This window comes from Agrobacterium sp. SORGH_AS_0440, assembly GCF_031453135.1.
Taxonomy (GTDB): Bacteria; Pseudomonadota; Alphaproteobacteria; order Rhizobiales; family Rhizobiaceae; genus Agrobacterium; species Agrobacterium pusense.
This window is the reverse complement of record NZ_JAVIYR010000002.1, coordinates 2297339-2320405: the sequence shown is the minus strand read 5'-3', so window position 1 is coordinate 2320405 and position 23067 is coordinate 2297339. Positions and strand designations below refer to the sequence as shown.

The following is a 23067-nucleotide window of genomic DNA, read 5'->3' as shown; positions in this document are numbered from 1 at the left end:
TATTGTTTCATCTGGTTTTTATTGCCGTCTCACAATGGAGCGCCCAGATGCGGTGCCAGGAAATAATCTATTTACATTTGGTTAAAATCTGATTCGACAAGTGATTCGTTCGGGTGTACAAATTTCCTGTCCACGAAAAAAAGAAACGATACTTGGCATATCATCAGGAGGATGAGCCTTGTCGTATGCAGCTTTTGAACGGGTTGGCGCACAATTGTCGCCGGAGCAGATCACCGATCTGCAGAATATTTTCGATGGCGTATGTTTCGAGTGCCTTCAAGATCGCAGCAGCCACGTTGCCAACGAGTGCGCGGCGGTTCTTATCCGCAGCGCCCAGCGTGGCATTCTCGACCATGAGATGTTGCGGGACATCGGGCTTGCCGTTTTGCGGCGGCACTGATGGCTGAGAAGAAAAAAAGCGCCCGGATATCCGGGCGCTTTGTTTTTGAAGTGGGCGGATTTCCGCTCAGCTCTTTTCCTGCACATGCGCTTCGAGGAACCAGAGTGCCTTGTCGAGATCGCGCGAGGCGGCGGTGAAGATGTCGGCCGTCGTTGGGTCGCCCGCTTCATCGGAATCGTCTATGGCCTTGCGGATCATGTTGGCCACATCGCCATAACGTTCGATCAGGGCGTCCAGATGGTCATGGATCTTGTAGATATCGGTCGGATAGGCCTTGAGCTTGGTTGTCGAGGAGACCGATTGCAGGCTGCCGAGCGCCGTGCCGCCAAGCTGGACCACACGTTCGGCAATCGTGTCGCCATGATTGTCGAGCTGGGTGCGGAACGTATCGAGAAGTTCATGCACGGCGATGAATTGCGGGCCTTTCAGGTTCCAGTGCGCCTGTTTGGTGATGAGCGCAAGGTCGATCACCGAAGCCAGCGATTCGTTTAGAATGCCGATAACGGTCGACTTGGCGTTTGAAGGCAGGTCGTTCTTCGTCTTGTGCGTCTTCATCGATGTCTCCTGGAGTTGCGGACGGAATGCCGCTTTGGAAAAGTCCGTCGATTAACGTGCGGGCCTGTGGCCCTGTTCCATGTTAGGCGACGGGACAGCAAAAATCCTGCACAATCATCATGTCATTCGTAAAACAGGCAGATGCGCCGGCCGTCTATCTCACTGACGCTGATCGGCATGTCATAGATTTCCTTGAGAATATCGGGACGGATGATCTCTTCCGCAGGACCCTGATGACAGATGCGGCCCTCGCGCATGGCGATGATGGTGTCGGAATACCAGGAGGCGAAGTTGATGTCGTGCAGAACCAGAACCACGGTCTTCTTCAGCTCGTCGGCCGCCTTGCGCATGATTTTCATCATGCTGGAGGCGTGTTTCATGTCCAGGTTGTTGAGCGGCTCGTCAAGCAGCACATAATCCGTATCCTGGCAAAGCACCATGGCCACGAAGGCGCGCTGGCGCTGACCGCCGGACAGTTCGTCCAGAAACCGGTCGGCCAGATTTTCAAGGTGCAGATATTCAAGCGCCCGGTCGATATGGGCCTTGTCCTCGATGGTGGGGCGGCCCTTGGAGTAGGGGTAGCGGCCGAAGCCGACAAGGTCGCGCACGGTCAGGCGCGAGGAGATGTGATTGTCCTGCCGCAGGATGGAGAGCCGCTTCGCCAGCGTATCGGAGGGGGTTTTCGTGACATCCAGCCCGTCGACCGTGACGGTTCCCGTATCCATGGACATCAGCCTTGCGACGATGGACAGGAGCGTGGATTTACCCGCGCCGTTCGGCCCGATGATGGAGGTGACGCCCCCTGCCGGGATGGAAACCGAGACGCCGTCGATGACGACGCTGTCACCATAGGATTTGCTGATCTGACTGGCGATGATCATCGCGCACCTCGTTTCAGAATGAGACCGATAAAGACGATGCCGCCCAGAAATTCGATGATGATGGAGAGCGCCGTATCGAAGGCGAAAACCCGCTCCAGCACAACCTGACCGCCGACGAGACAGATCACGGCGATGAGGATCGCCGCAGGCAGCACATAGGCATGCTTGCCGTTGCCGGTGAGATAATGGGCGAGGGCCGCGACCAGCAGGCCGAAGAACATGACCGGGCCGACGAGCGCAGTGGAGACGGCGACAAGTACGGAGACCAGCACGAGGATGATGGTCACGGTGTACTTGTATTCGACCCCGAGGCTGATGGCCGTCGCGCGGCCGAGCGAGAGCACGTCGAGCGTGTGCATCAGGCGCAGCCCGATAATGGTCACCACGCCGATGATGATGGCGGAAACAGTGAGCAGCGTCGGATCGATGGAATTGAAACTGGCGAAAAGCACATCCTGCAGCACCGTGTATTCGTTCGGATCGAGGACCCGCTGCATGAAGCCCGAGAGGCTGCGGAAAAACACGCCGAAGACGATACCGACCAGGACGAGAAGATGCAGGCTGCGTTCCGCTCCGACAAAAAGCCAGCGATAGAGCAGGGCGGAAAAGGCGACGAGCAGCCCGGTTTCCACCAGAAATTTCACTTGAGGATCGATCATCACGACTGTTGCCGAGCCGAAGACGAAAATCAGCCCGGTCTGCATCAGCACGTAGAGTGAATCGAAACCCATGACCGAGGGGGTGAGGATACGGTTGTTGGTGACCGTCTGGAACAGCACGGTGGAAACGGCGATGGCGTAGGCCACCAGCAAAAGCGACAGGAGCTTGATGCCGCGAAACGGCAGCACGAAACTCCAGCTTCCCCTGGCGCCGAGCGTCATGAAGGCGGTGATGGAAACGAGCGCCAGTGCGGCAAGCACAAGCAGAACGATTTTTGCGCGCCTGTCAGGGTTTCTCTCACGCATGGTTGCGTTTCCGCAGCAGGAGATAGAGGAACAGCGCGCTGCCGATGACGCCGACCACGGTTCCAATGGGTATTTCGTAAGGCGCGCGCACCGTCCGGCCGATGATGTCGCAGGAGAGCACAAATACCGCGCCGAGCGTCGCCACCCATGGCACCGAGCGGCGCATATTGTCGCCGATCATCAGGCTCACGACATTCGGCACGATGAGGCCCAGGAAGGGGATCATGCCCACCGTCACCACTACGACAGCGCTGACCAGCGAAACGATGGTGAGGCCGAGCGCCATTACCCGGCGATAATTGAGGCCGAGATTGGTGGTGAAGTCCCGGCCCATGCCCGCCACGGTGAAGCGGTCGGCGGCGAGATAGGCGGCGATGGCGAAGAGAAAACCGATCCACAGCAACTCATAACGGCCGCGCAGTACGCCGGAAAAATCCCCCGTCATCCATGCCCCGAGCGATTGCAGCAGATCGAAGCGATAGGCGAAGAATGTGGTGACGGCGGAAATGACGCCGCCAAGCATGATGCCGATCAGCGGCACCAGCAGCACGTCGCGCAGCGGCACCTGCCGCAGGATGCGCAGGAACAGCGCGGTGCCGGCGAGGGCAAAAGCTGCTGCCACCAGCATCTTGCCGAAGATCGGTGTATCCGGTGCCAAAAGGGTGACGGCGAGCAGGCCGAGGCCGGCGGATTCCGTCGTGCCTGCCGTGGAAGGTTCCACGAAGCGGTTTCGCACCAGCATCTGCATGATGAGGCCGGCAATCGCCATCGAGCTTCCCGCAAGCATCAGCGCGAGCGTGCGCGGAATACGGCTGACGAGCAGCACCCGCAGCGCGTCTGCACTCGTGTCGGGTGCGAAAAGCGTTGCGAGCGAAACGTTGCTTACGCCGACGAACAGGCTGGTGATGGCGAGCACCAGGGCTAGCAACAGGACAAGGATGAGAGACAGGGATTTCACGTTGGCGGTTTTTCGTAAATGGTAAAAGCTCCCCGTAACCTGGCAGGCTGCCGAAACAGGTGTCCGACCTCTCCTTGGTCATCTTCGGGCTTGACCCGAGGATCCACAACCTGACGCGCGATGGATCCTCGGGTCAAGGCCGAGGATGACGTCGAGTATGGAGCAGCCTTCAGAAGCGCATGCCTGGAGGCTTTTACGATTTCTTGTCGGAGACAGCTTCGTAGACCTGATCGAGCAGGGTGGTGAGCGCCGTATAACCGCTGCTGACGATATAGGCCGCCTGCGGGTCGAGGTAAACGATCTGCTTTTTCTTCCAGGCGTTGGTCTGGTGGACCAGTTCGTTATCCAGCACCTGCGCGGCCGCCTTGCCGGGATCGGTGGCGCGGCCGATGCCGGCATCGCGGTCGATCACGAACAGCCATTCGGGGTTGACCTCGGCCAGATATTCGAAGGAGACGACGTCGCCGCGGTCGAAGCGGTCGTCGATGTCGGCTGCGACCGGCTTGAAGCCGATTTCGGTGTGCAGCCAGCCGGTGCGCGAGCCTGGGCCATAAACGCCGACCTTGCCGGCATTGGTGACGAGGATCATCGCCGTTCCGGAATTGGGGGCGATCTCTTTCAGCTTCGCCACCTTTTCATCGATGGCGGCATCGAGCTTCTTGGCTTCTTCCTGCTTGCCGAAGATATCGCCAAGCTTGGCGATGTTGGCTTTCACGCTGCCGATGAATTCCTTGGAATCCACCGACATGTCGATGGCCGGTGTGATCTTGGCAACATCCGGATATTTTGCCCGCGAACGGCCGCCAACGATGACGAGATCGGCCTCTGCCGCATTGATCGCCTCGTAATCGGGCTCAAACAGCGTGCCGACCTTCAGATATTTCCCGTCGGCATATTTCTGCAGATAGGTCGGCAGGTTGGAGCCGACGACGCCCGTCGGTTCGACGCCAAGTGCATCGAGATTGTCGAGCGAGGGAACATCAAGAACCAGAACCTTTTTCGGCGCGGCTTTCAGCACGGTCTCGCCCTGGGCGTGCTTGATCGTCATTTCCTCGGCGCTTGCGGTCATCGCGCCAAGACTGAAGGCCGCTGCCGCCAGCAGCCGAACGGGGAAGGTGAAGTTGATGGCCACGAATATGTCCCTTGCGAATGGTTCCGGACCGGCGGAAAGCTTTCCGTCCGGTTAACTTGATGTCCGTTATCAGCTTTATTGGCAAGGCGGGCGGAAATCAAAATTATGTTTTAGAATGGTTCTGAATTGCCGTGAGCGGGAAATGCGGGGGCAGATGAAACATCTGCTCGAACCTCTTCCCCGTCATGCTCGGGCTTGACCCGAGTATCCCACTGCGTTGGTGGTGATCGGATCAAGTCCGAGGTGACGTTGAGGGGAAGGAAAGGCCGGCGTCACTTTGGTCGGTGCCTTTTACCCGTCTGTTTTACCCATCACGACCAACGTGACAGCCGCTGTCAATCCGGTGGCCAGTCGCCGACGATTTCGCGCCTCTCCAGTTTCAACGATCGGTCCGGCTGCACCCGGTAAGTCTCGATCGCCAGCCTTCCGTCGCCCATCACGAATTCGTTGCTGAGCGTACTGCCGACGGGGGACTTTGTCAGTTTGGTACGGGGCTGCCCGCCATAGGTGATACTGCCGGGAATGGGTTCCACATCGGGGGCGGCGGTAGTGCAACCGGTTAAAGCAAGGATGGTCAGGATTGCAAGGCTGCGCATGACAGGGTTCCTCAGAGGGTTTCATAAAATCTATGCCGCCCCCAACCTCGCCGCAATCCATAACGTTCCACAAAAAAAGCCCCGTATCCGGAGATACGGGGCCAGTTGCCTTGGGAGGTTCTTTGGTTCTCAATCCTCGTTGGCGGCAAGCTGCGTCAGCACCTCGCCACGGCCGCGGATACGCATGATGAGCGGAATGATGAAGGCGGCTGCCGCGACGATGAACAGGCCAACGGCAATCGGCGAGGTGAACAGCACGGTCGGGTCGCCCTGGCCGATGGCCAGTGCGCGGCGAAGCTGCTGTTCGGCGAGCGGGCCAAGGATGAGGCCGACAACCGCAGGCGCAATCGGATACCCGAAGATGCGCATGATGTAGCCGAGGATGCCGAAGGCGAGCAGCATGCCGAGTTCGAACACCGACGGGTTGGCGCCGATGGTGCCGAGCGTTGCGAATAGCAGGATGCCGGCGTAAAGCCAGGGCTTCGGAATTGTCAGCAGCTTTACCCACAGGCCAACGAGCGGCAGGTTGAGTACCAAGAGCATCAGGTTGGCGATGAAGAGGCTGGCGATCAGGCCCCAGACCAGCTGCGGATTGGTGGCAAACAGCAGGGGCCCGGGCTGCAGGCCGAACTGCTGGAAACCGGCGAGCATGATGGCCGCTGTTGCCGTCGTCGGCAGGCCGAGCGTCAGGAGCGGCACCAGCGTACCGGCAGCCGAGGCGTTGTTCGCCGCTTCCGGACCCGCAACGCCTTCAATCGCGCCGTTGCCGAATTCTTCCGGATATTTGGTCAGCTTCTTTTCGGTGGCATAGGACAGGAACGTGCCGATTTCAGCGCCGCCGGCAGGCATCGCGCCAATCGGGAAGCCGATCAGGGTGCCGCGCAGCCAAGCCTTCCACGAACGCGCCCAGTCCTGCGCGCTCATCCAGACCGAACCCTTGACGGCTTCGACCTTGTCGTCGCCGCTCTGGCCCTGCGCCACGATGAACAGCGTTTCGCCGATGGCGAACATGGCGACCGCAAGCGTTGTAACTTCCACGCCGTCGAGCAGGTCGGGGATGCCGAAGCTCATGCGGGTCTGGCCGGTCAGCTGGTCGATGCCGACGATGGCCAGCGCAAAGCCGATGAACAGCGAGGTGAGACCGCGCAGCGCCGAATCCCCGAAGGCGGAGGAAACGGTGACGAAAGCCAGCACCATCAGTGCGAAATATTCGCGCGGACCGAAGACCAGCGCCAGCTTGACGATGTAGGGCGCGACGAAGGCGAGCGCGATGGTGGCGATGAGGCCGGCCACGAAGGAGCCGATGGCGGCGGTGGCGAGGGCCGGGCCGCCTCTGCCCTTGCGGGCCATCTTGTTGCCTTCGAGCGCGGTCACGATCGAGGCGCTTTCGCCCGGCGTGTTGAGCAGGATGGAGGTGGTCGAACCGCCATACATGCCGCCATAATAGATGCCGGCGAACATGATGAGCGAACCGGCAGCGTCGAGCCGGTAGGTGACGGGCAGGAGCAGCGCGACGGTCAAGGCGGGGCCGATGCCGGGCAGAACGCCGACGGCGGTGCCGAGCGTCACGCCGATCAGCGCGTAGAGCAGGTTCATGGGTTGGGCGGCAACCTCAAGACCGTGCAGCAGGAATTCAAAGGTACTCATGGACAGATGTCCCCCTGTCGGGCGGAATGGCCGGCGGTTGCGTCATCGCGCGCCTGCGGTTTCCTGTGATCTCGAATATGGTTGGAATGGCTGTCAGAAGAACAGCCGTTCCAGAGGTCCGGCGGGCAGCGAAAGCTGCAGCAGCTGGGCAAAAACGATCCAGATGGCAAAACTCAGCACAATGCCGACCGGTATCGAGAACCAGAGCTTGCGTTTGCCGAAAGCGCGTGCCGTGAAGGCGAACAGCAGACCGGTGGCAATGGAAAAGCCGGCAACTGTCAGCAGCAGCATCTGGGCGGCAAGGCCGGCAATCACCCACACGACCGGAGCGATTTCCTGCCTGTCGCGCTCGGGAAAATCACCGCGCCAGGCCTCGACGGCCGTCCAGATCGCCAGTCCGACAAGACAGAAGGCGATGGCGTAGGGTACTGTTGCCGGGCCGACAGGGGAATAACCGGTGACGCTGGCAAGGCGGGCGCTATCCCAGAAGATGACGCTGGCAACGGCGACGAGGGCGACGGCGATGACCAGCGCCGCCCAGTCGGGGCGACGCTTTTGATCATGCGAAGGGTTGGAACCCTGGCTCATTTTACCAGTCCGATGTCTTTGAGGATGGTTTCGGTGGCGGCGGTGTCCTTGGCAAGCTGTTCCTTGAAGGCGTCACCGGCGAGATAGGTATCCATCCAGCCCTTTGTCTTCAGGGTTTCCTGCCACTTGGCGGATTTCACCAGCTTTTCGACGTCGGCGTTGATGGCCTTTTCCTGATCGGCGGAAATGCCGGGGGCTGCCGCAACCATGCGCCAGTTCTGAACCACGACATCGAGGCCGCTTTCCTTCAGCGTCGGTGCGTCGACGCCCTCAAGACGGTTTTCGCTGGTGACGGCGAGAAGGCGCAGCGTGCCGGCCTTCACCTGGCCTTCGAATTCGCCATAGCCGGAAACGCCAGCGGTGACCTGCGAACCGAGGATCGAGGCAAGTGCTTCGCCGCCGCCGGAATAGGCGATGTAGTTGATCTTGGTCGGATCGACGCCGGCCGCCTTGGCAATCAGGCCAACGGCGATATGGTCGGTGCCGCCGGCAGAGCCGCCGCCCCAGGAAACGCTGCCCGGGTCTTTCTTCAGCTGGTCGATGAGATCGCCGATGGTCTTCAGCGGCGAGGATGCCGGAACGACGATCGCTTCATATTCGCCGGTCAGGCGGGCGATCGGGGTCACTTCCTTCAGCGTCACGGGCGCATTGTTGGTGAGGATCGCGCCGACCATGACATAACCGCCGACGATGAGGGCGTGCGGGTTACCCTTCTGCTGGCTGGCGAATTGCGCAAGACCGATGGTGCCGCCGGCGCCCGGTACGTTCTGCACCTGAACGCTCTTGGAAATGCCTTCTTCCTGCAGCACGCTCTGCAGCGAGCGCGCGGTCTGGTCCCAGCCGCCACCGGGATTGGCCGGTGCGATGACGGTGTAATCTGCCGCAGCCGCCGGAAGCGCGATCATGCCCGCCAGAAATGTGCCGATAAGAAAATGTTTCAAGTCGAAAACCCTCCTCAGGATGCCCTTTTGGGCGTCGTTTTTCGTTTATGCGGAAGGGGCTTCAGGGCGCATCTGTGCCGACGCTGAGTACTCAACGCTGGGCCTTGGCAATCCTCAAGATTTCCTCCCGCATCTTCTTCCGCCTCCACGGAATGAAGAAGGATTGCAGAGCATCACAAAAAGCTGTCATCTAACTGACGCAACGCAAGTCCTTGCGCATTTACTCTCTATTAATTTGTGCCGGACGTCCACTGTGGCGTGTGGACGGCTTTGTTTTGCGCCTTTGAAGCCTGCTTCACCCTCATTTCTGTGACAGGCACAGGACTGAGGGATGGTGGGGGCGCTCAAACCTACTGCGACCGCAGCGCCTCGTTCCAACGCTCGATGAGGCGGGTGCGCTTGACCTGATCCAGATAGACCATCAGGCCGGGGCTGACCGGGACCGGCCGCAATTGCGCACCGTGGATGGCCTGCATGGTGTTCGCCGTGTTTTCGCCCGCCACTTCCGGGCTGACGGCGGGGATTTGCAATTGCCGGGCCATGATCGTCTGACCTTCCTTGGACATGAAGAATTCGAGGTAGCGGCGGCCGAGTTCAGGATTGGCTGCGGCTTCCGGAACCAGCCCGATGCGCGACATCACGACGGTATAATCCTTCGGCAGAACGATGCCGACATCCGGGTGGCGTGAGGCCCAGTCTGCCGCGTAGGAGCCGAGAATATTGTAACCCATCACGAAGCGGCCGTCGGAGACGCGCTCCAGAATGGCCGAGGAGGTGGAATAAACCTTCACACCCGCGGCACCCATGGCCTTGATGACGCTCCATATATCGCCGAACTGTTCCTGATCGCGTGACATGAACAGGAAGCCGACGCCGGAGCGTTCGATGTCATAGGTCGCGATACGGCCATGCACCTCTTTGGCGTGGCGTTCGAGATAATCGACAAATTCGGCGCGGGTGGCGGGCGGCTTTTCGGTGGTGAAGCTTGGCTTGTGATAGACAAAAACCGCCGGCTCGAAGGTCAGCGCATAGGCGGTGTTGCGCCAGTTCGCCCAGGCGGGCCAGCGGGCGCTCATGGCGAGATCCGACCGCTGGGCATAACCGTCATTGCTCAGCTTCACCTGCAGGTCCATGGCCGAGGAAAAGGCGAAATCGGCGGTCTTCTTGCCGGCGTCGGTTTCCTTCACGATGCGGTCGTAGATTTCGCCGGTCAGCATATCCTCATAATGGACGGCAATATCGGGATTTGCCTTCTGAAAGCCTTCAATCATCGGCGTCGCCAGCGGTTCGTCGAGCGAGGAATAGACCACCAGTGTCTGCGCATCCGCCTTGCCGGAGGGAGCCGGAAAAACGACGGCCTGGGCAAGCGCAGGCGAGGCCATGCAGAGACAGAGACAGAGAAGAAGGCAGATACGCATGGAAAAGATCATGCCGCAGGCGCGGGCCATTCACAAGCGGTAAGGGTCTGGTTAAACTCGGCAATGTTGCAGGAGGAAGATTTGCGTATTTTGCTGGTCGAGGACAATCAGGTGCTGTCGGAAGGGCTTTCGGCGCTTCTGCGCGGCAGCGGTTATGCGGTGGACGTGGTTTCCGACGGTGCCTCCGCCGATGCGGCAATTACAGCGGAAAGTTTCGATCTGGTCATTCTCGATCTCAACCTGCCGGAAATGGATGGCATCGAGGTGCTGCGCTCCATGCGATCGCGTCAGGACAAGGCGGCGGTCCTGATCCTGACGGCGCGCGGCACGCCGGAAGAAAAGGTCAAGGGGCTCGATCTCGGTGCCGACGATTACATGATCAAGCCCTTCGATATCACCGAATTCGAGGCGAGGGTGCGGGTGCTTCTGCGCCGCAATGCGGGGCTGCGCTCTTCGGCGCTGAGTTTCGGCAAGGTGCTGTTCGATCTTAATTCCCGCACCTTTTCGGCGGACGGTCGCCCGCTCGATATTCCGGCGCGCGAAGTGGCGCTGCTGGAGGTGCTGTTCATGCGGGCGGGCAAGGTTGTCGCCAAAGAGGCGATCGTGCAGTCACTGACAGGTTTCGACGACGATATTTCCGCCAATGCCATCGAGCAATATGTCAGCCGCCTGCGAAAGCGGCTCGCGCCGCACGGGCTGACGGTGAAGACGGCGCGCGGCATCGGTTATTATCTCGAAAAGCTGCCGGAGATGGCTGAATGATACAGGCCGCCTATTCGCTCAGGCGGCGACTTCTAGGCTGGCTCCTCATCTCCACCGCCATCATCGGCTGCGTTGCGCTGACCGATACCTGGCGCGAGGCGGTCAACACCGCCAATGTGGTTTCAGACCGGGTGCTTTCCGGTTCCGCGCTCGCCATTGCCGAGCGGGTGGTGGTGGCCGAGGACGGTTCGCTGGAAGTGGACATTCCCTATGTGGCGCTGGAAATGCTGACATCGGCTGCCCAGGACCGGGTGTTTTACCGTGTCGACGGGCCGAACGGGCAATTCCTCACCGGCTATCAGAACCTGCCGACGGTCGCGAACCCGAAGGGTGATACGCCCGCCTATCGTGATGCCGTGTTTCGCGATGAACCGATCCGCATCGCTGCCATCAGGCGTTTCGCTTCCACTGGCATTAATTCCGTGCCCTTTTCCGTCACGGTTGCCGAAACCACCATTGCCCGCAGCCAGCTGGCGCAGGCCATCATCCTGCGCTCGGCGCTGCGCCTGCTTTTGATGATCGTCGGGGCGGCGATCATCGTCTGGATCGCGGTGACGATTTCGCTGCGCCCGCTTTACCGGCTCAGTGAAGCCATTGCCGAGCGCAGCCCGAACGATCTGCACCCCATCCGCCAATCCGTGCCTGTCGAGGTGGAAAATCTGGTGGAGACGGTCAATTCCTTCATGGTGCGGCTGCAATCGGCGCTCGATGCGCTCAGGCATTTCACCGGCAATGCCAGCCACCAGCTGCGCACGCCGCTTGCCATCATCAGCACCCAGCTGGCTCTTTCCGCCCGCGCCGCCAGCCTTGAGGAAGCGCAGGCGGCGGCGCTGAAGGGCGGCGCGTCCGTGGCCCATGCCGAACATATCCTCGCCCAGCTGCTGCGCATGGCCAATATCGATGCTGCCGGCTCCAGCGAGAAACATGATTTTTCCGCGATAGACCTCGTGGCTGTGACGCAGAACGTGACGGCCGATTTCGTGCCGCGCGCCGCTGAGGCGGGTATCGATCTCGGTTTCGAAGGCGAGGGCGAGGCGACCATTCTCGCCGAACCGCTCTTGATCGGCGAGTTGATCGGCAATCTCGTTTCCAATGCCATCAATTATGCCGGTCGCGGGGCGGAAGTCACCGTCCGCGTCGGCAGGCAGGCCGGCGATGTCTGGCTGGAAGTGGAAGATAACGGCCCCGGCATCCCCCCGGAAAAACGCGCCATGGTGCGCCAACGCTTTGCCCGCGGCGAAGCCAACGCCGCCCCCGGCGCCGGCCTCGGCCTTGCCATCATCGAAGAGATCGCCGGGCTGTTCGGCGGGCGGCTGACGCTGGAGGATGGCGCGGAGGGGCGTGGGCTGAGGGCGCGGGTGGTGTTTGGTGGCGTGGAAAAGACACCATAACCCGCCGGGTTTATCAGGCGGCCGTGTCTGCAGGCGATTTCGCCACCAGCGAGAGCCTGTAGCCCAGCGCATCGGCGACCTTTGCAATCGTCGCCAGTTCCGGATTTCCCTCGCCGCTCAGCGCCTTGTACAAGGTCTGGCGAGGAAGGCCGGTTTGTCTCGAAAGGTCAGTCATACCCTTGGCCCGCGCCACGACGCCCAGCGCATGGGCAAGCTCCTGCGCGTCGCCCCTCTCTGTGGCGTCGGCGATGTAAGCGTCAAGCGCTTCATCACTATCAAGGTAGCGGGCAGCATCGTAATCGCGTGTCACAAGTGGCATGGTCTCACTCCTTGAGCGCTCTGGCCAGTTTCTTGGCTCTGGCGATGTCGCGGGACTGCGATGCCTTGTCGCCGCCACACAGCAATATGATGACGACATCGCCGTGCCGGACAAAATAGACCCGATATCCGGGTCCAAGGTCGATCCTGAGTTCGCTGACGCCTTCGCCAACCGGTTTCACGTCTCCGGGATTGCCATCCGCCAGCCGGTAAATGCGGCGTGCGATGCGGGCGCGCGCTTGCACATCGCGCAGACCCGCCAACCAGTCGGCAAACTCGCTTGTTTCCCGGATCGTGAGCATGGCGAAATGTAAACTGTGGTTGTCATTTCGTCAATGACGAAGCGTTCACCCCATCCGCTCGGAAGCATAACTTCCCGGGCTTGGCGGGAAGACGACAGTGCGGTTGCCGTTGATGAAGGTGCGGTGGTGGATATGGGCGTGGATGGCGCGGGCCAGCACCTGGCTTTCGACATCGCGGCCAAGCGAGACATAATCGTCGGCGCTCTGTGCGTGGGTGATGCGCACCGTGTCCTGCTCGATGATCGGGCCTTCGTCGAGATCGGCGGTGACGTAATGGGCCGTTGCGCCGATCAGCTTCACACCGCGCTCATAGGCCTGCTTGTAAGGGTTGGCGCCCTTGAAGGAGGGCAGGAAGGAATGGTGGATGTTGATGATTTTGCCAGACATCTTCCGGCACATGTCGTCGGACAGAACCTGCATGTAGCGCGCCAGTACCACGAGTTCCGTGCCGCTGGTCTCGATCAGGTCCATCAGCTGGGCTTCTGCTTTGGGCTTATTCTCCTTCGTCACCCTGATGTGGTGGAAGGGAATGTCGTGGTTGACGACGACCTTCTGGTAATCGAAATGGTTGGAGACGACACCGACGATGTCGATCGGCAATGCGCCGATCTTCCAGCGATAGAGCAGGTCGTTGAGGCAATGGCCGAAACGGGAGACCATCAAAAGCGTCTTCATGCGCTGGCCGTCCGGATAGATATCCGCCTCCATGCCGAATTTTTCCGCCACCGGCTTGAAGCCGTCGGTGATGGCCTCAAGGGTGGCGCCTTCTTCTGAGATGAAGGAGACGCGCATGAAGAACTTGCCGGTCTCGAGGTCGTCGAACTGCGAACTGTCGACGATGTTGCAGCCTTTTTCCGCCAGATAACCGGAAATCGCGGCCACAATGCCACGGGTCGATTTGCAGGCTACGGTCAGAACATAGGATGTCATTCGTTTTCCCTCAAAGACGTCGCGCCGGCATCAGCCGGCGCAGTTCGGCGCGTTCCATAGCGCAGCTTGGCAGCGGAGCAAAGCGCCAAGGCGATGTAGCCAAAGTCATAGGGCGGGAAACGGGCACGCGCCGTGCCGGAAGCGACATGGAATGTTCCATGGCCAGCACGGCGGCGTCGGCTGTTTCAGCAGTGCCGTTGCCGGCCTCAGGCGCGGCGCAGGCGCATCGCCGTGCGGCCGCGACCGTCGAGCAGTTCGAGCGTGCCCCGGCGCGGCTCAAGCCTGAAGGAGCGGGCGCCTTCCAGCGCTTCGATGAACTGCCGTTCCTGGCGCATGATGTCGGGCGCGCAGGCCATCTGGGTGGAAATCATCCGGCCGAAATCGACGCGGTTGCGGCTGATCTTCACCTCGCCGCCAATGCCGTTGCAACCGGCATTGCCGGAAACGCGGCCCTCGCGGGTAATTTCCAGCGTCGCCTGACGGCGGCCGCGAACCCGCTCGCCACGGATGTCCTGCACCAGCCAGCGCCCGTCGATACCGGCTTCCGGCTCCGGCCGGCCCGGGCCGGCGCCGACGCGCTCCAGCACGAGATCGGTATCGTCGCGGCCACCCGGTCAGGACGGAATAGCGCCGGGTGGTGGTAAAGAGCAGCCGGTCGCGGTCGCGGATTTCGGCGCTCAGCGCATAGGAGCGGCGGCCACGGATGTCGCGGTCGTCATAACGCAGCACGAAGGGCACCGGCACCTGGCCGCGCGGGCGAATGGTGGTTTCGGCAATCGTCTGTGACGGCGCGTCCGCCAGCGACACATCGATCAGGCGCACGGTAACGGTTGCGCCCGGCGGCAGGGCGATGCGTTCGCGATAGGAGACGCTGCCGCGCAGGCTCGCCGGTGCCGCCGCCGCGCCGCCTGCCGCAAAGAGCGGGGCAAGCGCGAGAAGACCGGCGAAACTGCGGCGCGAAAGAAGGGGCTGGTGGTCGGTCATGGTGCTTGCTCCGTGCTGGTTCCGGTGGAATTGAACCGGATGATAAAAAACGGCACTGAACGTGCGATGAACCGGATTTTCAAATCCGGTCAGGTGGACATTTGGTGTGGATGGCAAGGGAGCGACGGGAGGATCTATGCCATTCGCATCCCCTCCGCCCTCATTCCTGTGCTTGTCACAGGACACCAGTCGACACGCGTCTGCGTGGCGGGAAGATTCTTTTCAGCCGAAGGGCCTGGGCTGGTTGGATTCCTGTGACGAGCACAGGAATGAGGGTGGTGGGAGGCCGCATCGTCCAAGGGAGCAACTCCTTGCCGGCGGCCTCCGCTCAGCTCTCAGCCGCGGAAACCGTTCCGCAGCGCTTCGAACTTCGCCAGTTGTTCGGCCAGCAACTCCTTGTTCTCATCGCGGCGGACGAACACCTTGAACATGGCGCCGCCGGCGGCATTCATGAACCAGACGGAACAGGAGCGGCGTCCGTGAAAGCCGCGGTCGACGAAGGTGATGCCGGCGCAATTGTCCTTCTTGATGTGACCGCCGATGGGACTGTCGCCGTGGATATTGAACCAGCCGTGACTCTCCGTGCCTTCAGGCAGATGGCCCGGCACTTCCAGCACGATATCGCCTGTCTGCACGATCATCAGGACTTCGCCCCAGCCGCGCATCTCGCTCCAGATGGTGTCGAAGCGGTCGGCGGCAGCGGAAACGGCGGCACCTTCGGGCAGGATCGCCAGAATTTCAGCCGGTGTCACCTCGGCCTTGGCGGCGATGGCCTCCACGATGCCATCAGGTTTTTCAGCGAGCGCGGCGGCGGCGCGTGCCCGCCTGTCGTCGTCCGTCTTTTGGACTGCAATGCTCATCGGGTAGCCTCAGGCGGCAATCGAACGGCGCTCGCCATTCTTGTCTTCGTGGATGATGACGTCGAAGCCTTCGAAATGCGGCCCGGAGAGATATTCCACCTTGCCGCGGTTTTCGCCGGCCTTGGCATGGGCGGCGCGAAACTGTTCGGATTTGGTCCAGGCAAGAAAATCATCCTTGGTGGCCCAGACGGTGTGCGAGGCATAAAGCGTGTGGTCGTCCGCCTTGGGGCCTTTCAGCATGTGAAATTCGATATAGCCCGGCAATTCGCTCAGATGCGATTTGCGCTCGCGCCAGATGGATTCGAATGTGTCTTCGTAACCCGGCACGACGCGAAAGCGGTTCATTGCGATAAACATGAAAGTCTCCCTTTAAGTTTCCTGTTTCAGTCAGGATATCGTCCGCGGACGGGGTTGGGAAGGGGTTCACGCCAAAGCGAACAAAAATACTCCACTTATCGATTGCGCGGCGTATAAACATGTGTAAATAACTCAAGATTAGTGGCCCGGGTGAACCTGTGCAGGGTCGTTTTTCAGGATAACGCCATGTTGAATTCCCGTATTCGTTCCTTTGTTTTCGCCGCCCTCGTGCCCGCCGCAATCGCCTTTGCCGCGCCGGCCGCCATGGCTTCGGACAAGGGTAATCCGGAGGCTAAACGCATCGTTGCCCTGGGCGGTACGGTTACGGAAATCCTTTATGCGCTGGGTGCAGGAGACCGTATCGTGGCGCGCGACAGCACCAGCAGCTATCCGGCCGATGCGCTTGCAAAGCCTGACGTCGGTTATATGCGGGCACTGTCTTCAGAAGGTATCCTGTCGCAGAAACCCGATCTCATTCTCTCCGAAGACGGCTCAGGCCCCGCGGACGTCATCGCCATCCTGAAAGCCAGCGCGGTGCCTTTCGTCACTGTCGATACGCCGCCGAGCGGCGATGCAATCCCTAAAAAGATCGAGGATGTCGGTGCGGCCGTGGGGCTCTCGGACAAGGCGAAGGCGCTGGCTGCCGAGACCAGGGCGGGGCTTGATGCGCTCACCAAGGACGTCTCCGCCGTGCCGGAACAGGGCCGGAAACGCGTTCTGTTCGTGCTTTCCACTGCCGGTGGCCGCGTCATGGCGGCGGGCAAGGATACTGAGGCGGCGGCGATCATCGAAATGGCTGGGGGTATCAACGCGGCGGAGGACATTACCGGTTACAAACCGCTGACGGACGAGGCGGTCATTGCCGCGGCGCCCGACGTGGTGCTCACAATGGCGCGCGGCGACCACGCCGCCAAGGCGGATGAGACTTTCGCGCTTCCCGCGTTCCAGTCTACACCCGCCGCCGCCAGCAAGGCACTCATCAGCATGGATGGGCTTTATCTTATCGGTTTCGGCCCCCGTACGCCCGCTGCAGGCCGGGAGCTGGCAAATAAGCTCTATCCTGATGTGGTGAAGCCGTGAGCCTAGCCGTCTTGAGTTCGACCGAGGGCAGCGTTGCGGGCGACAGATCCCGTCAGGGCGTTGTTGCCCTTGTCGTGCTCGTCGGCATCCTGCTGTTTGCCTGTGGCGTATCGCTGATCAGCGGACCCACGGGCGTCGGCATCTCCGAACTCCTTGCCTATCTCACCGGCGGCGCGGATCAGCTCGATGCGCGCGACAGGATCATTCTCGAGGCGGTGCGCCTGCCGCGCACGGCGCTCGGCATGTTGATCGGTGCGGGACTCGCTGTTTCAGGGGCGATGATGCAGGGCCTGTTCCGCAATCCATTGGCCGATCCCGGTATTGTCGGCGTCACCTCGGGCGCTGCGCTCTTTGCTGTCGCCGCCATTTCGCTCGGGGAAGGCGCGCTTGCCACGGTCGCGCTGTTTTTCGGCCCTCACTTCCTGCCGATCATGGCCTTCTTCGGCGGGCTCCTGAACACCTGGGTGCTTTATCTGATCGCCACGAAGGACGGCGCGACCTCAACCACCACACTCATTTTGGCTGGCATTGCGGTGGCGGCCATCAGCGGTGCGATGACCGGGTTGATGATATTCGTCGCCGATGACCGGGCGCTGCGCGACATCACCTTCTGGTCGCTCGGTTCTCTCGGCGGGGCAACGCCCGCCAAGGTACTGGCCACCCTGCCTTTCATCATCGTCGTTCTCGCCATCATTCCCTTCGTCGCGCGCGGGCTGGATGCGCTGATCCTCGGGGATGCGGCCGCCTTCCATATGGGAATACCGGTGCAGCGGCTGAAACGGGTCGTCATTCTGGCCGTTGCCGCCGCCTGCGGGGCGAGCGTGGCGGCGGCGGGTTCCATCGGCTTTGTCGGTATCGTCGTGCCGCATCTGCTTCGCCTCGCCATCGGCCCGTCGCATCGTTTCCTGTTGCCGGCCTCCGCCCTTGGCGGGGCGGCGCTTTTGCTGCTGGCCGACAGTTTCGCCCGCACGGTGGCCGCACCGGCGGAACTGCCGATCGGCGTCGTCACGGCGCTCATCGGTGCGCCGGTCTTTCTGTTCCTGCTGCTGGGACGCGGCGGTTTTTCCACGCGGAACATGTCATGATCCGGGCCGAAAACCTTACCCTCATCCGCTCCGGCCGTCGGCTGCTTGATGAAGTCAGCGTCGATCTGAAACCCGGCAAGGTCAATGTCATCATCGGTCCCAACGGTGCCGGCAAATCCACGCTGATGAAGGTTCTTTCGGGCGAGATGCGCGCTGAGGCCGGTTTGGTGACCTATAATGATGTCGACCTGCCGGTGTTCACGGCGGTCCAGCTTGCGCGGCTCCGCGCCGTGCTGCCCCAGAGCACCCAGCTCGCCTTCCCTTTCACTGCGCTCGAAATCGTCCGCATGGGGGCGGTCTCGCAGGGGTCGCGTGCGCCGGAAGAGCAGGCCCGCCGGGCTCTTGCCAAGGCCGGGCTGCGCGGTTTCGAACAGCGGTCCTACAATATGCTCTCAGGCGGCGAGCAGCAGCGGGTGCAGTTTGCGCGGGCGCTGGCGCAGGTACCGAACCCGGTTGAAAATGGCGAGGCAAGGGCGCTCTTCCTCGACGAGCCCACCGCAAGTCTCGATATCGGCCACCAGATCGCCGTGCTGGAAACGGCGCGGGATTTTGCAAGCGGCGGCGGGCTGGTTCTCGCCATCCTGCACGATCTCAATCTGGCCGCGGAATTTGCCGATCAACTTATCGTCATGCATTGCGGCCGGGTGACGGCCAGTGGCCCATCGCTGGAAACGATCAGCGATGAGACCATTGCAAGGGTCTATGGCATTGGTGGTGTCGTCGGCCGGCTGCCGGCGCGGCATATTCCCTACGTACTTCCGCAGTCTCGCCACCGATAGGGGCTGTCCTCCGCCTCAATTTTCCGGGCGGGTGGCGATGAAGAGCGCGGAGCCCAGCATGACGGCGGCGACGACGGCTGCGCGCAACGGCGGCGGCTCGCTCAGGAACCAGAAAGCGGCGTAGCTGACGGACATGGCCGAAAGCGCCGCGATCTTGGCTTTGCGGGCTATTGCGCCGCGTTCGCGCCATCGCCGCAGGGAAGGGCCGTATCTGGGATGGGCGAGAAGCCACGCCTCGAGTTTTGGCGAGGAGCGGGAAAAACACCAGAGCGCCAGAAGCAGAAAAGGCGTGGTGGGCAAAACGGGAAGAAACGCGCCGACAATGCCGGTCGCGACCATAAGCCAGCCAAGACAGAGGTATAAAAGGCGCATGCCTAGCCGGTATCATGACTTTACCACTCAGGATAGAGCGGTGGGCCGAAAAGGATGGGTTCCGTTGCCGCAGGCTCCACCGCACCGGAAACCGGCAGCTTTTGCCATCACATTTGCCGTGATCTGCGTTCTCCCCGGCCCTGTGTCGCGCCTTTAGGGTTGAAAGCGCCGCACACTGTCTTTATCCCCTTGGCCGCGATGCCCGGAGCATAACCGGGCCGTCAACAGGAAGAAGAAGGAAAACACCATGGCCAAGCTGATCCACTCGATGGTCCGGGTGCTGGACGAAAAGCGTTCGGTGGAATTTTACAAACAGGCTTTCGGGCTTGAAGCGGCGGAACGCGCCGAGTTCGAGAATTTCACGCTGATCTATCTCAGCAGTGCCGAGGGCGATTTCGAGCTGGAGCTGACCGTCAACCGTGGCCGCGAAGTGCCCTATGCGCTGGGCGACGGTTATGGCCATCTCGCCGTCAGCGTCGCCGATGTTGACGCCGAGCATCAGCGCTTCAACGAGATCGGGCTTTCCCCCGGCAAGATCATCGAGGCCGATTACAAGGGCCAGCCTTTCGCAAAATATTTTTTCATTTGCGATCCCGATGGTTACAAGATCGAAGTGCTGCAGCGCGGCAACCGGTTCAAATAAGCTCTGATGGAGGCAGGCATGGCAGAGGCAGGCGTTAAACTCGAAGACAGCTGGAAGCGCGTGCTTTCCGCAGAATTCGCCAGCCCCTACATGCAAAAGCTGAAAGAGTTCCTGCTTGCCGAAAAGACAGCCGGCAAGCGTATCTTCCCGAAGGGCGCGGACTATTTCCGCGCTCTCGATCTGACACCGCTCGATGAGGTGAAGGTCGTCATATTGGGACAGGACCCCTATCACGGCGCCGGCCAGGCGCATGGACTGTGCTTTTCCGTGCAGCCCGGCGTGCGCATCCCGCCCTCGCTCGTCAATATCTACAAGGAATTGCAGGCCGATCTCGGCATTCGCCCGGTCGGCCACGGTTTTCTGGAAAGCTGGGCGAAACAGGGCGTGCTACTGCTCAACAGCGTGCTGACGGTGGAAGAGGCCCGCGCCGCCTCGCATCAGGGGCAGGGCTGGGAAAAATTCACCGACGCCGTCATCCGCGCCGTCAACGACGAGTGCGACCATGTCGTCTTCCTGCTCTGGGGTTCCTATGCCCAGAAGAAGGCGGCCTTTGTGAACCAGCGCAAACATCTGGTGTTGCGCTCGCCGCACCCGTCACCGCTTTCCGCCCATAACGGCTTTTTCGGTAATGGCCATTTTTCCAAGGCGAATGCCTTTCTCATCTCCCATGGCCGCGACCCGATCGACTGGCAATTGCCGGAATCGGTGTAAGCCCTCCCTGCATATACTTCCGTCATTCCGGCCGTGAGCCGGAATCCAGCCGACGCGTGTCTGCGCGGCGAGAAGAGTCCTTCGGCCCAAAGACTTGGGCTGGCTGGATGCCGGATCATGTCCGGCATGACGGGATTCAAAACCAAAATGTCTTTACGCGCGGCAGCCTCCGGTCTAAAGAATACTAGACTATGAAATGAAGGATTATGCCCGTGTCTCTCCTGTCTGCCGAAACCTCCGTCTCACTGCCCGATCCGCTGTCGATCGTCGATGCTTTCGAGGATCATTTTTCCGAGCATATGGAGATGGAGCGCGAAGGCGCGACGGTTCGGTTCAAGACCGAATACGGCCATGGCCGCTTCAGCGCAGAAGGCGGTCGTTTCGCCGCAAGCGTCAGCTGCATTTCCGAACATATATTGATGTCGGTCAAGGCCATGGTGGCCGAGCATATTGTCGAGTTTTCCGGGGAGACGGGGCTGGATTTCCGCTGGAGCGGCCATGGCGCGCAGCAGCGCGAACTGCCCAATCTTTTCGTCGGCAAGATTGCCCGCGCCTATAATCTGACGCCGCATATGCGCCGGCTGGTGGTTTCCGTCGAAAGCGGCATTGAAAGGCTGATGACGGGCGGCATGCATGTGCGGCTGCTTCTGGTCCCGGATCAGGCCCGAGCGCCGGTCTGGCCTTATCTTGCGCCCACCGGGGCCATCGTCTGGCCGGCGGGCGAGGATCTTCTCACGCGCCGCGTCTACACCATCCGTTCCGGCGATATCGCGCGCGGTGAAGTCCATATCGACTTCGTCATGCATGAGGGTGACCACATGCCGGGCGCGACATTCGGCGCAACGGCCAAGCCCGGTGATGTTCTCGGCATCATCGGCCCGAGCGGTGTCTGCCCGGAGGCCGAACGTTATGTCTTTGCCGGCGATGAGACGGCGCTGCCGGTGATGCTGCGCATGGCGGCCGAAATGCCGGCCGGGAAGAAGCTCAGCGTCTATGCCGAGATCGATGACGAAGCCGAGCGGCAGGAAATCGTTTGCGCGGCAAATGTCGAGTGGACATGGCTCTATCGTCGCGGCAAGGCCGCCGGCACCGCCGGCCTTATTGAAAAAGCGCTGCGCGACCATGCCTGGAGCGGGGACCATGAAGGATTGCACGTCTTTGTCGCCTGCGAAAAATCCGAGGCGAGGGCGGCAAAATCCTTCCTTACCGACGAGATTTCCGTGCCGAAAGCTGCTCTGCGCGCGGTCGGTTACTGGAGCCTGGGTGTCGCTGACGATCATTGACTGGCCCATCGGTCGTTGAACAGTCGGTTTTATCGTTCACCATTCGGGAACAATCCGTTCCCGTTGTCCACTCTATGCCCGAGAGCACTGTTACCCCATCTTTACGCCATGAAAAGGACGGGCCCAACCATGCGGCCCGCCAGGCAAGAAGGGGTTTATCATGCTCAACCAGATCAAGGGCCTGCACCACGTCACATCCATGGCGGCGAGCGCGCGCCAGAACAACAGTTTTTTCACCGATACGCTCGGCCTGCGCCGGGTAAAGAAGACGGTCAATTTCGACGCGCCTGATGTCTATCATCTCTATTATGGCGATGAAGTCGGCACGCCCGGCTCTGTCATGACCTATTTCCCGTTTCCACATATCGCCCGCGGCCGTCCCGGCACCGGCGAAGTGGGCACAACGCTGTTTTCCGTACCGGGCGGGTCGCTCGGCTACTGGCAGGAGCGTCTTTCGAAGGCCGGCGTGGATGGCCTGAAGGCCGACGAAGCCTTTGGAAACAAGCGCCTGCATTTCGCAGGCCCCGATGGTGACGGTTTTGCGCTGGTCGAGGTCAGGGATGACAACCGTGCGCAGTGGATCGGCAATGGTGTTGGTCAGGATCAGGCGATCCATGGTTTTCAGGGTGCGTCGCTGCGACTTCGCGATGAAGGTGCGACGGCCGAGCTCCTGAAATTCATGGGTTATCAGGAAGTCGACCGTCAGGACGGCGTATTGCGCCTTGGTATGCCCGGCGGCAACGGTGCCGATGTCATCGACATCGAAACCATGCCGAATATATCAGGCGCGCGGCTGGGTGCTGGCTCCGTGCACCACATCGCCTTTGCGGTCGAAAACCGCGAAAAGCAGCTGGAGGTGCGCAAGGCGCTGATGGACACCGGTTATCAGGTGACACCCGTCATCGACCGCGATTATTTCTGGGCGATCTATTTCCGCACGCCGGGCGGCGTGCTGTTTGAAGTTGCCACCAACGAGCCGGGTTTCGACCGCGACGAGGACACCGCCCATCTCGGCGAGGCGCTGAAGCTGCCGACCCAGCATGCGCATCTGCGCTCCGTGCTGGAAGAGCATCTGGAGCCGCTGGGGGATGAGAAGGCCGCGTAATCGCGCGATGGCTTTTGGCAGGAT

The 23067-nt window shown here is 61.1% G+C and carries 26 protein-coding genes and 1 pseudogene; 10 read left to right on the top strand and 17 right to left on the bottom strand.

The features are described 5' to 3' along the window. Nucleotides 1-178 precede the first annotated feature (178 nt). Nucleotides 179-400, top strand: coding sequence for a hypothetical protein (locus QE453_RS20690; protein ID WP_004443464.1), 222 nt, complete (start codon nt 179-181; stop codon nt 398-400). Between the two features lie 66 nt (nt 401-466). On the opposite strand, the gene dps is transcribed toward QE453_RS20690, so the two are convergent. The 10 genes from dps to QE453_RS20640 all read right to left on the bottom strand — a co-directional run bounded on the left by dps (nt 467) and on the right by QE453_RS20640 (nt 10081). Continuing rightward, nucleotides 467-955: a DNA starvation/stationary phase protection protein Dps gene (gene dps / locus QE453_RS20685; protein WP_004443462.1), complete on the bottom strand. Its 489-nt coding sequence runs from the start codon at nt 953-955 to the stop codon at nt 467-469. A gap of 122 nt (nt 956-1077) precedes the next feature. Beyond that, nucleotides 1078-1836, bottom strand: coding sequence for an ABC transporter ATP-binding protein (locus QE453_RS20680; protein ID WP_006700416.1), 759 nt, complete (start codon nt 1834-1836; stop codon nt 1078-1080). Further along, on the bottom strand, nt 1833-2801 hold the full coding sequence (locus QE453_RS20675; protein ID WP_309777876.1) for an iron chelate uptake ABC transporter family permease subunit: 969 nt from the start codon (nt 2799-2801) through the stop codon (nt 1833-1835). Before QE453_RS20675 ends, QE453_RS20680 begins: the two co-directional genes overlap by 4 nt. After that, nucleotides 2794-3759: an ABC transporter permease gene (locus QE453_RS20670; protein WP_220359559.1), complete on the bottom strand. Its 966-nt coding sequence runs from the start codon at nt 3757-3759 to the stop codon at nt 2794-2796. Before QE453_RS20670 ends, QE453_RS20675 begins: the two co-directional genes overlap by 8 nt. Nucleotides 3760-3952: 193 nt before the next feature. Beyond that, entirely contained in the window at nt 3953-4891 is a 939-nt protein-coding gene (locus tag QE453_RS20665) for a siderophore ABC transporter substrate-binding protein (protein ID WP_112557320.1), read from the bottom strand. Between the two features lie 335 nt (nt 4892-5226). Beyond that, a complete protein-coding gene (locus QE453_RS20660; RefSeq protein ID WP_004443453.1) occupies nt 5227-5487 on the bottom strand; it encodes a hypothetical protein in 261 nt (86 codons plus the stop codon). A gap of 129 nt (nt 5488-5616) precedes the next feature. Further along, nucleotides 5617-7134, bottom strand: a complete 1518-nt coding sequence (locus QE453_RS20655) for a tripartite tricarboxylate transporter permease (RefSeq protein ID WP_004443452.1) — start codon at nt 7132-7134, stop codon at nt 5617-5619. Nucleotides 7135-7227: 93 nt separating this feature from the next. Then, nucleotides 7228-7722, bottom strand: coding sequence for a tripartite tricarboxylate transporter TctB family protein (locus QE453_RS20650; RefSeq protein WP_035210454.1), 495 nt, complete (start codon nt 7720-7722; stop codon nt 7228-7230). After that, nucleotides 7719-8627: a tripartite tricarboxylate transporter substrate binding protein gene (locus QE453_RS20645; protein WP_153776944.1), complete on the bottom strand. Its 909-nt coding sequence runs from the start codon at nt 8625-8627 to the stop codon at nt 7719-7721. The genes QE453_RS20650 and QE453_RS20645 overlap by 4 nt, the downstream gene beginning before the upstream one ends. A gap of 386 nt (nt 8628-9013) precedes the next feature. Continuing rightward, nucleotides 9014-10081: an ABC transporter substrate-binding protein gene (locus QE453_RS20640; protein WP_006700422.1), complete on the bottom strand. Its 1068-nt coding sequence runs from the start codon at nt 10079-10081 to the stop codon at nt 9014-9016. 81 nt (nt 10082-10162) lie between these two features. On the opposite strand from QE453_RS20640, the gene QE453_RS20635 reads away from it, so the two are divergent. Next, nucleotides 10163-10843 carry a response regulator transcription factor gene (locus tag QE453_RS20635; RefSeq protein ID WP_004443444.1) on the top strand — a complete coding sequence of 227 codons (681 nt, stop codon included), beginning with the start codon at nt 10163-10165 and terminating at the stop codon, nt 10841-10843. After that, nucleotides 10840-12234: a sensor histidine kinase gene (locus QE453_RS20630; RefSeq protein ID WP_244455446.1), complete on the top strand. Its 1395-nt coding sequence runs from the start codon at nt 10840-10842 to the stop codon at nt 12232-12234. The genes QE453_RS20635 and QE453_RS20630 overlap by 4 nt, the downstream gene beginning before the upstream one ends. Before the next feature lie 13 nt (nt 12235-12247). Here QE453_RS20630 and QE453_RS20625 read toward each other — a convergent pair whose 3' ends face one another. From QE453_RS20625 to QE453_RS20600, 6 genes and pseudogenes are all read right to left on the bottom strand, one after another. Beyond that, nucleotides 12248-12553, bottom strand: coding sequence for an addiction module antidote protein (locus tag QE453_RS20625; RefSeq protein WP_142185096.1), 306 nt, complete (start codon nt 12551-12553; stop codon nt 12248-12250). 4 nt (nt 12554-12557) lie between these two features. Beyond that, nucleotides 12558-12854: a type II toxin-antitoxin system RelE/ParE family toxin gene (locus tag QE453_RS20620; RefSeq protein WP_035263680.1), complete on the bottom strand. Its 297-nt coding sequence runs from the start codon at nt 12852-12854 to the stop codon at nt 12558-12560. A 45-nt stretch (nt 12855-12899) separates the two neighbouring features. Beyond that, nucleotides 12900-13784: a formyltetrahydrofolate deformylase gene (gene purU, locus QE453_RS20615; protein WP_035259300.1), complete on the bottom strand. Its 885-nt coding sequence runs from the start codon at nt 13782-13784 to the stop codon at nt 12900-12902. Between the two features lie 206 nt (nt 13785-13990). Then, nucleotides 13991-14768, bottom strand: a pseudogene (locus tag QE453_RS20610) (YbaY family lipoprotein). Nucleotides 14769-15103: 335 nt separating this feature from the next. Then, nucleotides 15104-15628, bottom strand: a complete 525-nt coding sequence (hutX, locus tag QE453_RS20605; protein ID WP_004443430.1) for a heme utilization cystosolic carrier protein HutX — start codon at nt 15626-15628, stop codon at nt 15104-15106. Between the two features lie 9 nt (nt 15629-15637). Next, nucleotides 15638-15985, bottom strand: a complete 348-nt coding sequence (locus tag QE453_RS20600) for an antibiotic biosynthesis monooxygenase (RefSeq protein ID WP_004429958.1) — start codon at nt 15983-15985, stop codon at nt 15638-15640. Nucleotides 15986-16171: 186 nt separating this feature from the next. Here QE453_RS20600 and QE453_RS20595 point away from each other — a divergent pair, with 186 nt between their 5' ends. Genes QE453_RS20595 through QE453_RS20585 form a run of 3 tightly spaced genes read left to right on the top strand, consistent with a single transcriptional unit; the run spans nt 16172 to nt 18929 of the window. Then, entirely contained in the window at nt 16172-17065 is an 894-nt protein-coding gene (locus tag QE453_RS20595; RefSeq protein ID WP_108082062.1) for a hemin ABC transporter substrate-binding protein, read from the top strand. Then, nucleotides 17062-18150 (top strand): iron ABC transporter permease, encoded by a 1089-nt coding sequence (locus tag QE453_RS20590; protein WP_112765876.1) that lies wholly within the window; start codon nt 17062-17064, stop codon nt 18148-18150. The genes QE453_RS20595 and QE453_RS20590 overlap by 4 nt, the downstream gene beginning before the upstream one ends. Continuing rightward, on the top strand, nt 18147-18929 hold the full coding sequence (locus QE453_RS20585) for a heme ABC transporter ATP-binding protein (protein ID WP_309777873.1): 783 nt from the start codon (nt 18147-18149) through the stop codon (nt 18927-18929). The genes QE453_RS20590 and QE453_RS20585 overlap by 4 nt, the downstream gene beginning before the upstream one ends. Nucleotides 18930-18944: 15 nt before the next feature. Here the strand turns inward: QE453_RS20585 and QE453_RS20580 are convergent, their stop codons facing one another. Beyond that, complete coding sequence (locus tag QE453_RS20580) at nt 18945-19301, bottom strand: YbaN family protein (RefSeq protein WP_004443420.1); 357 nt, start codon at nt 19299-19301, stop codon at nt 18945-18947. Between the two features lie 247 nt (nt 19302-19548). Here QE453_RS20580 and QE453_RS20575 point away from each other — a divergent pair, with 247 nt between their 5' ends. The 4 genes from QE453_RS20575 to QE453_RS20560 all read left to right on the top strand — a co-directional run bounded on the left by QE453_RS20575 (nt 19549) and on the right by QE453_RS20560 (nt 23043). After that, nucleotides 19549-19944: a VOC family protein gene (locus QE453_RS20575; RefSeq protein WP_309777871.1), complete on the top strand. Its 396-nt coding sequence runs from the start codon at nt 19549-19551 to the stop codon at nt 19942-19944. A gap of 18 nt (nt 19945-19962) precedes the next feature. Further along, on the top strand, nt 19963-20655 hold the full coding sequence (gene ung / locus QE453_RS20570; RefSeq protein WP_004443416.1) for a uracil-DNA glycosylase: 693 nt from the start codon (nt 19963-19965) through the stop codon (nt 20653-20655). Nucleotides 20656-20861: 206 nt separating this feature from the next. Further along, nucleotides 20862-21938, top strand: a complete 1077-nt coding sequence (locus QE453_RS20565; RefSeq protein WP_006700432.1) for a siderophore-interacting protein — start codon at nt 20862-20864, stop codon at nt 21936-21938. 160 nt (nt 21939-22098) lie between these two features. Further along, on the top strand, nt 22099-23043 hold the full coding sequence (locus tag QE453_RS20560) for a VOC family protein (RefSeq protein ID WP_309777870.1): 945 nt from the start codon (nt 22099-22101) through the stop codon (nt 23041-23043). Nucleotides 23044-23067: the final 24 nt, after the last annotated feature.